This window comes from Streptomyces daliensis (assembly GCF_054782395.1).
Window position 1 is genome coordinate 151706 of record NZ_BAAGSO010000118.1, and the last position, 11277, is coordinate 162982.

The window sequence follows — 11277 nt, forward strand, 5'->3', positions numbered from 1 at the left end:
CGTCTCATCTCGTGGACGCCGCTTCATCGCACGACCTCTCCTCGGAAGGTTCAACCTGCACGGGGGTGCCTGACGCGCGATCAGGCATTCGGCGCGCCACTCTCCGCCGCCAGGCGCGTGAGCCACTCACCCAGCAGGCGCTGCTCGGCGTCGCTCAGGACATCGGCGTTGTCGGAGAGGGCGGCGCGCAGTGCGCGGGCCGCTGCGGCGGGACCGGACTCCGCGGCGGGGACCGTCGGCTCGGTGTGGGTGACGGCCGCGACCATGGACTCGCGCAGGATGGTCAACAGCGCCGGATTGCGGCGGTCCGGGGTGGTGGAGTGCCAGGTGGTGACCGCGCCCTGGCCGGTTGCCTGGATGATCTGGGCGGCCAGCTCCTCGTCGACCCGCAGCCACCCTCCGGCCGCCAGCCGACGCACCCGCCCACGGAGGATCTCCAGGCCCGCGCGGTGTGCTGTGTCCGGTCCCTGGCCGGTGGCCCGGTTCATCACCGCGAACAATTCGGGGCGGGAGACCCCGAACTCGACCACCATGTCCCAGCCGCGGCGCAGCTCCTCCACCGGGTCCTGCGGGGCGGGGTCGAGTTGCGCGCGCTTTCTCTCCAGGAACTGCGCGTAGCCGTGCGCGGCGACGGCCTCAAGGAGCCCCTCCTTGTCGCCGAAGAGGCGGTAGATCGCCGGCGGCTGCATTCCGGCCGCGGCGGCGACCGCGCGGGTGCTCACCGCGTCAGGGCCGCCGTTCTCTAGCAGTTCGACGGCCGCCTCGACGATGCGGCGCCGAGGGCTGTCGGTGGAGTCGCGCGTAGCCATGAACCGATGGTACCGAGGATTTGGTTCCACCGGTATTTCCAGTGTTACCGTTGAAGTGATTCCACTGGAAATAGTGTCGGGAGAACCCAATGATCATCGTGACCGGCGCCACCGGAAAGCTCGGCCGCCGCACCGTTGAGCGCCTCCTGGAGCGCGTACCCGCCGACCGCGTCGGCGTCAGCGTCCGCGACCCCCGCAAGGCCCAGGACCTCGCCGACCGCGGCGTCCGCGTCCGGCAGGGCAACTTCGACGACCCCGCCTCGCTCGTGCACTCCTTCGAGGGTGCCGGGCAACTGCTCCTCGTCTCCCTCGACCGCACGGGCCAGGAGTGTGTCGCCGGCCACCGCGCCGCCATCGACGCCGCTGTGCAGGCCCGGGTCGGACGCATCCTCTACACCAGCCAGATGGGCGCCGCCCACGACGCCCGGTTCCAGTCATGCCGCGACCACGCCCAGACCGAGGACCTGCTGCGCGCCACCGGCCTGCCCTGGACCGCGCTGCGCAACGGCTTCTACGCCTCCAGCGCCCTGCGGTTCCTGGAGCCCGCCCGCCACACCGGCGACATAGCCCTTCCCGCCGACGGCCCCGTCGCCTGGACCGGCCATGACGACCTCGCCGAGGCCACCGCGGTGGTCCTCGCCGAGGAGGCCTGCTTCGAGGGGCCCACCCCGCCGCTCACCGGCCCGGCGGCGCTCGACTTCGACACCGTCGCCGAGATCGCGTCCCAGACCACCGGACGGCCCTTCACCCGCACCGTCGTCCCCGACGACGCCTTCCGCGAGCAGGTCCTGGCGCACGGCGCCCCGGCCCCGATCGCCGACCTGATGCTGAGCATCTTCGCCGCGGCGCGGAATGGTGAGTTCACCGCTGTCGACTCGACGCTGGCCGAGCTGATCGGGCGAGAGCCCGTCACCTTCCGCACCCAGTTGGAGCGTGCCTGGGCCGAATAGATCCGGTGGGGCGCGCAGACGGCCCCGGCCTGACTCGCCGTCCACAAAGGCTCGTCCTCTGTCGCCCGAGGCCGCCCCAGCTCTTGTGCACGGCGAGGGCGTCGCGCTCTGCGGCCTCGGCGCCGTTGACGTACGCGGTGAAGCCGTCATCGACGGCGATCACCAGCCGGGCGTGCTCCGGGGCGCCGTCCGCCAGGGACACCGTGCCGCGGAACCAGCGCGTGGCGGCGCGCCCTTCTCCGCCGCGCGGTGCTCGGAGGCGAGGGCCGCGGGGGGGCGGGGGGAGCGCGGTGAGCGAGGCGCCCGAGACGGCGGCTCCGGTGATCATGTGGCGTCTGCTGATCAATGTGCACACCTCCTGGGTGGCCGCGTGTCCTGGCGCGACCGAGGGGCAATAACGATTCAATGCAACGCACCTGGAACGTATGGCCCCGTTTCCCACTGCGTCAAGACGCGGAACACCGCCCCGATTTACCTGCTGCACACCCCCTTGACGGGCCCAGTGGGCGGGGCTAGCTTCCCGGAAATCGCTTTGAAACATTTCATTTCACGCCGCATCCAGGGGAGCACAGGAGGAGCCGCACCATGACCCGGCCCGCACCGTCCGGCGCCCCCGCGCCGGTCCTCGCCCTCAAGGGGGTGAACAAGTCCTTCGGCAGCGTGCGTGCCCTCCAGGACGTCTCGCTGGAGCTGCGTGCCGGTGAGGCGCACGCCCTCGCGGGCGAGAACGGCGCGGGCAAGTCCACGCTCATCAAGACCCTCGCCGGTGTGCACGCGCCCGACACCGGCACCGTGCTGCTCGACGGCGCCCCCGCCGCGTTCCACGGCCCGGCCGACGCGCGCGACGCGGGCATCGCCGTCATCTACCAGGAGCCCACGCTCTTCGCCGACCTCTCCATCGCGGAGAACATCTTCATGGGCCGCCAGCCGCGCCGCGGCCTCGGCCGCGTGGACCACGCCGCCGTACGGGACGCCACAGCCGCGCTGCTGCGCCGTCTCGGCGTCGACCTCGACCCGGCGCGCCCCGCACGCGGGCTGTCCATCGCCGACCAGCAGATCGTCGAGATCGCCAAGGCGCTCTCCTTCGACGCGCGCGTCCTCATCATGGACGAGCCCACGGCGGCGCTGACGGGCAGCGAGACCGCGCGGCTCTTCGACGTCGTCGAGACCCTGCGGGCCGAGGGCGCGGCCGTCCTGTTCATCTCGCACCGCCTCAGCGAGATCTTCGCGCTGTGCCAGCGCGTCACCACCCTGCGGGACGGCCGCCTCGTCGCCTCCGAACCGCTCGACGGGCTCACCGAGGACGACCTCGTGCGCCGCATGGTCGGCCGCGACCTGGGCGAGCTGTACCCCAAGCAGGAGGCCGGCGTCGGCGCCACCGCGCTCAGCGTGCGGCGGCTGACCCGCGAAGGGGTCTTCCGCGACGTCTCGTTCGACGTGCGCAGGGGCGAGATCGTCGCGCTCGCCGGGCTCGTCGGCGCCGGGCGCAGCGAGGTCGTGCAGGCCGTCTTCGGAGTGGACCGCGCGGACGCGGGCGAGGTCGAGGTCGCGGGCACCACGCTGCGCCCCGGCTCGCCGACGGGCGCCATGGCGGCCGGACTCGCGCTGGTGCCCGAGGACAGGCGGCAGCGCGGCCTGGTCATGGAGATGTCCATCGAGCGCAACATCGCGCTGACCGGGCTCGGCGCGCTCGGCGGCGGGGGCCCGCTCGGCGGCGCCGGGCTGGTGCGCCGCACGCTGGAGCGGGGCCGCGCTGCCGACTGGGCGGTGCGGCTGCGGCTGAAGTACCAGCGGCTGAGCGACACCGTCGGCGTGCTCTCCGGCGGCAACCAGCAGAAGGTCGTGCTCGCCAAGTGGCTGGCCACGGACCCCTCCGTGCTCATCGTCGACGAGCCGACGCGCGGCATCGACGTCGGCACCAAGGCCGAGGTGCACCGGCTCCTCTCCTCGCTCGCCGCCGACGGGCTCGCGGTGCTGATGGTCTCCTCCGACCTGCCCGAAGTCCTCGGCATGGCCGACCGCGTGCTCGTGATGCACGAGGGCCGCCTCGTCGCCGAGATCCCGCGCGCCGAGGCCACCGAGGAGTCCGTCATGGCGGCGGCCACGGGACGCACCCAGGAAGGCAGGGCCGCATGAGCGCGACGCTGCAACGCCCGCCCGAAGCGGGACCGCCCCCGGAGCAGAAGCGCTCGGCGCGCTCGCTCGCCGACATGGTCTTCCGCATCCGCGAACTGAGCATCGGCTGGGCACTCGTCCTCCTCGTCCTCGGCACGTGGCTCGCCAACCCGGGCTTCCTCGACGACCAGGGCGTCAAGGACCTCCTCCTCAACTCCTCCATCCTGGTCCTCCTCGCCGTGGGCCAGTCCGTCGTCGTCCTCACCCGGAACATCGACCTGTCCGTCGGCTCCGTCGTCGGCCTCTCCGCCTTCGCCTGCGGCAGCTTCGTCTCGGGCTCGGACCACAGCGCCCTCACCGTCCTGCTCCTCGGTACCGCGCTCGGCGTGCTGTGCGGGCTGGTCAGCGGCGCCCTCGTCAGCTTCGGCAAGGTGCCCGCGCTGGTCGTCACGCTCGGCATGCTCTACGTCATCCAGGGCGTCGGGCACGCCTGGGCGCACGGCGAGCAGATCAACGCGGCCAACGTGCCCGACGGGGTGCTGGAGCTGGGCAGCGGCAGCGTCCTGGGCGTCCCGTACCTGCCACTGATCTCGGCCGTGGTCCTCGCGGGCACGGCGTACTACCTGCGCGCCTACCGGGGCGGCCGCGAGCTGTACGCCATCGGCTCCCACCCCGAGGCGGCGCGGCTGGCCGGTATCCCGATCCGGCGCCGGGTGCTCGCCGCCTACGCCTTCTCCGGCGCCGTCGCCGGGTTCGCGGGCGCCTTGTGGCTGGCCCGCTTCGGGACCGTCGTCGCGGACGCGGCCAACGGCTGGGAGCTGACGGTGGTCAGCGCCGTCGTCGTCGGCGGTGTCGCCATCACCGGGGGCGTCGGCACGGTCTGGGGCGCGGCCTTGGGCGCGCTGCTGCTCACCACCATGGGCAGCGCCCTCGTCGTCCTCAAGGTCAACCCCTTCTGGGAGCAGGCGATCACGGGCGTCCTGCTGCTGGCGGCCATCAGCACCGACCGGGTCGTACGCAGCCGCACCACCGAGGCGCTGCGGAAGAGGAGCGGGAAATGAACGCACCCACCACCCCGTCCACCCCGTCAGCGCCGCGCGAGCGGACACCGGAGGCGGGGCAGGCGCCCGCCGACGGGGAGCGCGCGGGCAGGGGCCGGTTCCTGCGCTGGGACACGGCCGTCGGCGCCCTGCTGGCCGCCGTGCTGCTCGCGGGCTGGGGGACGACGGAGGGCTTCGCGGAGACCCAGAACCTGTCGGCCGCGCTCAACGATGTCGCCGAGATCGCCCTGATCGCGCTGCCCATGACGCTGCTCGTCGTCGCCGGACAGGTGGACCTCTCGGTGGCCTCCATGCTCGGCCTCTCCAGCGCCCTCGCGGGCGCGCTGTGGGACGCGGGCTGGGCCTTCGAGATGATCGTCCCGCTGTGTCTGCTCGTCGGCGTGCTGGGCGGGCTGCTCAACGGCTGGCTCGTCACCCGCGTCGGCCTCCCCTCGCTCGCGGTCACCATCGGCACCCTCACCCTCTTCAGGGGGCTGGCCTCGGTGGTGCTGGGCAACAAGGCGGTGGCCGGGTTCCCCGACTCCTACGCGCAGTGGGCCGGCTACACGGAGACGGTGCCGGGCACCTTCGTGCCCTACCCCGTCGCGCTGTTCGCCGTCCTGGCCGTGTTCGCCGCCGTGGTGCTGCACTGCACCGTGTTCGGGCGCTCGCTGTTCGCCGTGGGCGCGCAGGAGGACGCCGCCTGGTTCGCGGGCATCAGGGTCAAGCGCGTCAAGCTCGTGCTGTTCGTCGTCACCGGCTTCATGGCCTCCTTCGCCGGGATCGTCTACACACTGCGCTACGGAAGCGCCCGCGCCGACAATGGACTCGGCCTCGAACTCGTCGTCATCGCCTCCGTGCTGCTCGGCGGCATCGACTTCAACGGCGGCAAGGGCACCCTGGGCGGCGCGGTGGCCGGGGTGCTGCTGATCGGGGTGCTCAACAACCTCCTCACGCTCAACGACGTGTCCAACGAGATCCAGGTGATCGTGACCGGGGTGCTGCTGATCGCCTCCGTGCTCACCCCGAGGGTCATCGCCGTGGTGACCGAGCGCCGTCACCGCCGCGCCGCCGCCACCCCTCGGCAGTCCCCCCAGCCGTCCGTCTGAACTCCCGCCCGCCTGAACTCCCGCTCCCGGAAGGGCCCTTGACCATGCGACCGCACACCCGCACCGCCCCACGCCTGCTCGCCGCCACCGCCTCCGTCTGCGCGCTCTCCGTCGCGCTCGCGGGCTGCTCCGGCACGACGAAGGACGACGCGAAGGACGATGCCAAGAGCGCGGCCCAGGACACAGAGGCCGACCCGGACGCGCCCCTCAAGAAGGGGCTGAAGCTGGCCTTCCTGCCCAAGCAGATCAACAACCCCTACGAGAAGATCGTCGACGAGGCGGGCATCGAGGCCGCCAAGGAGTACGGCGGCGTGGGCAAGGAAGTCGGCCCCTCGGACGCCAAGGCGTCCTCGCAGGTCAGCTACATCAACACCCTCGTGCAGCAGCGCCAGGACGCCATCCTCATCGCCGCCAACGACCCCAACGCCGTATGCGGCCCCCTCAAGCAGGCCATGAAGCAGGACATCAAGGTCGTCGCCTACGACTCCGACACCAGCCCCGACTGCCGCCAGCTCTTCATCAACCAGGCGTCCTCGGAGGAGATCGGCCGCAGCCTCGTCCAGCACCTCGCCGAACAGATCGGCCACAAGGGCCAGATCGCCATCCTCTCCGCCACCCAGAACGCGACGAACCAGAACACCTGGATCGAGTTCATGAAGGACGAGCTGAAGAAGCCCGCCTACAAGGACATGGAACTGGTCAAGACCGCCTACGGGGACGACGACGACCAGAAGTCCTTCCAGGAGACCCAGGGCCTGCTGAAGGCGTACCCCAAGCTCAAGGGCATCATCTCGCCCACCACCGTCGGCATCGCCGCCGCCGCGCGCTACATCAGCGGCTCCTCCTACAAGGGGAAGATCGTCCTCAACGGTCTCGGCACGCCCAACCAGATGCGCAAGTACGTCAAGGACGACACCGTCGAGCAGTTCTCGCTCTGGGACCCGAAGAAGCTCGGCTACCTCGGCTCCTACGCGGCCGCCGCGCTGGCCTCCGGCCAGATCACCGGCAAGGAGGGCGAGAAGTTCAAGGCGGGGAAGCTCGGCGAGCGCACGGTGGGCAAGAACGGCGAGATCATCCTCGGCCCGCCCACGGTCTTCGACAAGAAGAACATCGACGACTTCGACTTCTGACGGGACCTCACTTCTGACGGAGCCTCATGACAGGGAAGGAACGCCCGTGCAGCGCGTCTGTTTTCTGCTGAAGGTCCGCGCCGACCGGCTGGACGAGTACCGCGAGCGGCACGAGACCGTGTGGCCCGGCATGCTCCGCGCGCTGCGCGAGGCGGGCTGGCGCAACTACTCGCTCTTCCTGCGTCAGGACGGCCTGCTCGTCGGCTATCTGGAGACCGAGGACTTCGAGGCGGCCAAGGCCGCCATGGAGGCCACCGACGTGAACGCCCGCTGGCAGGCGGAGATGGCCGACTACTTCGAGGCGCTCGACGGGGAGCGCCCCGACGAGGCGATGCGGCCGCTGACCGAGGTCTTCCACCTGGCCTAGGAGAGGGGCACGGCACATGAGAGCGAGACGTCAACTCCGCGCGGACCGCCTCGCGTTCGCGGGCCGCCCCCTGCGCACCGGCGCCCTCGGCGTGCTGGCCGTCTGCCCGCTGGTCCTCGCCGGGGTGCTGGCCGGACCCGACGGTGCGGGCACCACGGTGGGCACCACGGCACACGCAGCAGCAGCGCCAGGCCCCTCCGTACGGCTGACCGCCGACACCGAACTCGACGCCGAGGCCCTCTACTTCGTCTCCTACGACGGCCTCGTCAACAACAACTCCTTCCAGAAGAACGGGCTCCTCACCCACCAGGGGCACCAGTACGCGGCCTGGTACACCGAGGACCGCACCGCCGTCGTCGCCCGCCGCGCTGTGGGGGAGCGGACATGGCGGACCGTCCGCCTCCCGCACAAGCTCAAGGCCGACGACTCCCACAACGTCATCTCCATGGGTGTCTCCCGCGCCGACGGCAGACTGCACCTGGTCATGGACTCCCACTCCGACGGCTTCTTCTCCGTGACCTCGCGGGCCGGACTGCTCGGCGACCCCACCGCGCACGACTGGAACGCGGACGCCTTCGGACCCGTCACGACGACACTCGGCGGGCTCACGCTGACCAGCCGCTTCACCTACCCGCAGTTCATCGCGACCCCCGAGGGCAACCTCCAGCTCAGCTACCGCTCCGGCGTCTCGGGCAACGGCGTGAACGCGCTCGCCGAGTACGACGCGGCCACCGGACGCTGGACCGCGCTGGGCGCGTGGAGCGGGGCATCCGGCACGTACACGAGCGCGCACGGCACCAGCTCCACGCGCAACATGTATCTGCACGGCATCGACTACGACAGCCGCGGCACCCTGCACGCCTTCTACACCTGGCGTGAGCGCGACGCCTCAGTGATGTGCGCGCCCGGCGGGCTCAGCAACCACGACACCGGCTATGTGCGCTCCACCGACCGAGGCCGCACGTGGAAGGACGCGGAAGGGCGCGTCGTGGGCACCACCGGAGGCCGGGACACGGTGGACGTCGGCGACACCTCAGCCGTCGCCGACCACCTCGGGCCCGACCACGGGCTGATGAACCAGGAGCACCAGGCCACCGACTCCTCGGGCACCCCGCACGCCCTCATCAGCTATGTGCCGGGGCGCTTCACGCAGTGCGTGCGCGACTACGTCGCGGACCGCGTCGCGTACGCACGCCCCTTCCACCTCCACCGGGAGGCGGACGGCAAGTGGAAGAAGACCGAGATCGGCGTCCCCCTCGCCTCCAGCCAGCGCGCCAAGCTGGCCTTCGACCGCTACGACAACGCCTACGCGGTGCTGCCGTACGGACGCATTGTCGGCGCTTCCAAGGCGTCCGACTGGACCGACTGGAAGACCCTCTACGACGGCACAGGGTCCGGAGGACGGGGCGCCTTCGGCGAGGTCGTCATCGACGAGACACGGCTCGCGCGGGACGGTGTGCTCTCCGTCCTCTACCAGGAGCGCTCCAGCGGGACGACACCCTCGCCGATCCACGTCGCCGACTTCGCCCTGCCCCAGTGACCGGGGCCCAGTGACCGAGGCCCGGCGACCAGTGACCGAGGAGCGACCCCGCATGACGGAGCGAGCGCACACGACGAACCGCGTCCCCGCCGTGTCCCGCCGCCCCAGGATCGGCCTGGTGGCGGGCGGACTCGGCGCCTACTGGCCCCAGTTCCCCGGCCTGCTGCCCCAGTTGGAGGACTCCGCGCGTCGCGTCGCCGAGCGGCTGCGGGAGTTCGACGCGGAAGTCGTCGACGTCGGCTTCCTCTCCGACGCCGAGCAGGGCGCCAAGGCCGCGGCGCGGCTGCGCGAGGCCGACTGCGACCTCATCGTCGGCTTCCTCACCACCTACATGACCGCGACCATGCTGGTGCCCATAGCCCAGCGCGGCGGCGCACCCGTCCTGCTGATCAACCTCCAGCCCACCGCGGCCATGGACCACGCCACCTTCGACACCGGACAGTGGCTGGCCTACTGCGGCGCCTGCCCGCTGCCCGAGATGGCCAACGCCTTCGAGCGGGTCGGCGTGGACTTCCGCTCCGTCTCCGGGCACCTGGAGGACGAGCGGGCCTGGCAGCGCATCGGCCGCTGGATACGCGCCGCCGGTGTCCGCGCCGTGCTGCGCGAGGGGCGGCACGGGCTGATGGGCCACCTCTATCCGGGCATGTACGACGTCTCCACCGACCTGACGATGGTCCCCGGCAGCTTCGGCGGCCACGTGGAGGTCCTGGAATTCGACGACCTGCGGGTGCGGACCGAGGCCGCCACACAGGCGGAGACCGCGGCCAAACTCGCCGAGACCCGCGAGGTCTTCCGCATCGCCCCCTCCGTCGACGAGGACGACCTGACGTGGGCGGCACGGGTCGCCGTCGGCCTCGACCACCTCGTCGCCGACTTCGACCTGGACTCCCTCGCGTACTACCACCGCGGACTCGGAGGAGAGGTCCACGAGCGCCTCGGCGCCGGGATGATCCTCGGCGCCTCGCTGCTGACGGCACGCGGCGTCCCGGCGGCGGGGGAGTACGAGCTGCGCACCTCGCTGGCCATGCTGATGTGCGACCGGCTCGGCGCGGGCGGCTCCTTCACCGAACTCCAGGCGCTCGACTTCGACGCGGGCGTCGTCGAGATGGGCCACGACGGGCCAGGCCACCTCGCCATCAGCAACGAACGCCCGCTGCTGCGCGGGCTCGGCGTCTACCACGGCAAGCGCGGCTGGGGCGTGTCCGTCGAGTTCGACGTGCGGCACGGGCCCGTCACCCTCGTCGGCGTCGGGCAGGGCCGAGGGGGCCGCTACCGGCTGGTCGCGGCCCAGGGCCGGGTCGTCGACGGGCCCCGGCTGCGGATCGGCAACACCACCTCGCGCGTCGACTTCGACACCGACCCCGGCGAGTGGACCGACGCCTGGAGCGCCAGCGGTGTCGGCCACCACTGGGCGCTGGCCACCGGGCATCTGCTGCCCGAACTGCGCGCCCTCGCGGACCTGACCGGTCTTGAACTGTCCGAGGTCACCGGGCCCGTCGCCTGATGGGTCAGGCGGTGGGCATCAAGCAGGTGGCACGCGCCGCGGGGGTGTCGGTCGGCACGGTCTCCAACGTGATCAACCGCCCCGAGTCGGTCTCCGACGACACCCGCGCGCGGGTGCTGTACGCCATCGAGCAGTTGGGGTATGTGCGCAGCGAGTCGGCGCGGCAGTTGCGCGCGGGCCGCAGCCGGATCATCGCGCTGCTGGTGCTGGACATGGCCAACCCGTTCTTCGTGGACGTGGCGACGGGCGCCGAGCGCGCGGCGCGGGCCACAGGGCTTGGGGTGATGCTGTGCAACAGCGCGCAGAGCCCGGTCGAGGAGGCCACCTACCTGTCCCTCTTCGCCGAGCACCGGGTACGGGGCGTGCTGGTCACTCCCGCCGACACGACGGGCCGCAATCTGGCCCGGTTCGCGCGGCACGGCATCGCGTACGTCACGGTGGACCGGGTCGTACCCAGCGCCGAGGGGTGCTCCGTCTCCGTCGACGACGTGGCGGGCGGCGCCCTCGCCGTACGGCACCTCCTCGACCAGGGGCACGCCGACCTCGCGTACGTGAGCGGCTCCATGCGGCTGACGCAGTGCCGCGACCGGCACCTCGGCGCGCGCGGGGCACTGCGTGGCACCGGCGCGAGGCTGCGGCACATCGAGGCGGAGCGTCTTGACGTGGCGGCGGGCCGTGACGCGGGTGCGCGGTTGCTGGGGATGTCGCCGCGG

The 11277-nt window shown here is 71.8% G+C and carries 10 protein-coding genes; 9 read left to right on the plus strand and 1 reads right to left on the minus strand.

Annotation, left to right across the window (positions count from 1 at the left end; translation table 11 throughout):
• Positions 1 to 80: 80 nt before the first annotated feature.
• Positions 81 to 809 carry a TetR/AcrR family transcriptional regulator gene (locus ACYVOO_RS32250; RefSeq protein WP_461019254.1) on the minus strand — a complete coding sequence of 243 codons (729 nt, stop codon included), beginning with the start codon at positions 807 to 809 and terminating at the stop codon, positions 81 to 83.
• Positions 810 to 898: 89 nt separating this feature from the next.
• On the opposite strand from ACYVOO_RS32250, the gene ACYVOO_RS32255 reads away from it, so the two are divergent.
• From ACYVOO_RS32255 to ACYVOO_RS32295, 9 genes are all read left to right on the plus strand, one after another.
• Positions 899 to 1759, plus strand: coding sequence for an SDR family oxidoreductase (locus tag ACYVOO_RS32255; RefSeq protein ID WP_461019255.1), 861 nt, complete (start codon positions 899 to 901; stop codon positions 1757 to 1759).
• Between the two features lie 585 nt (positions 1760 to 2344).
• Positions 2345 to 3895, plus strand: coding sequence for a sugar ABC transporter ATP-binding protein (locus ACYVOO_RS32260; RefSeq protein WP_461019256.1), 1551 nt, complete (start codon positions 2345 to 2347; stop codon positions 3893 to 3895).
• Positions 3892 to 4935, plus strand: a complete 1044-nt coding sequence (locus ACYVOO_RS32265; protein WP_461019257.1) for an ABC transporter permease — start codon at positions 3892 to 3894, stop codon at positions 4933 to 4935. The genes ACYVOO_RS32260 and ACYVOO_RS32265 overlap by 4 nt, the downstream gene beginning before the upstream one ends.
• The gene (locus ACYVOO_RS32270) at positions 4932 to 6023 is read left to right on the plus strand and encodes an ABC transporter permease (RefSeq protein WP_461019258.1); all 1092 of its coding nucleotides are present in this window, start codon (positions 4932 to 4934) and stop codon (positions 6021 to 6023) included. The genes ACYVOO_RS32265 and ACYVOO_RS32270 overlap by 4 nt, the downstream gene beginning before the upstream one ends.
• A gap of 44 nt (positions 6024 to 6067) precedes the next feature.
• On the plus strand, positions 6068 to 7153 hold the full coding sequence (rhaS, locus tag ACYVOO_RS32275) for a rhamnose ABC transporter substrate-binding protein (RefSeq protein ID WP_461019259.1): 1086 nt from the start codon (positions 6068 to 6070) through the stop codon (positions 7151 to 7153).
• Between the two features lie 46 nt (positions 7154 to 7199).
• Entirely contained in the window at positions 7200 to 7520 is a 321-nt protein-coding gene (locus ACYVOO_RS32280; protein ID WP_453348238.1) for an L-rhamnose mutarotase, read from the plus strand.
• 16 nt (positions 7521 to 7536) lie between these two features.
• Entirely contained in the window at positions 7537 to 9060 is a 1524-nt protein-coding gene (locus ACYVOO_RS32285; RefSeq protein ID WP_461019260.1) for a BNR repeat-containing protein, read from the plus strand.
• Positions 9061 to 9112: 52 nt separating this feature from the next.
• Positions 9113 to 10564: an arabinose isomerase gene (locus ACYVOO_RS32290; RefSeq protein ID WP_461019261.1), complete on the plus strand. Its 1452-nt coding sequence runs from the start codon at positions 9113 to 9115 to the stop codon at positions 10562 to 10564.
• The coding region (locus tag ACYVOO_RS32295) for a LacI family DNA-binding transcriptional regulator (protein WP_461019262.1) at positions 10564 to 11277 on the plus strand (714 nt) is incomplete at its 3' end. The genes ACYVOO_RS32290 and ACYVOO_RS32295, both read left to right, overlap by 1 nt.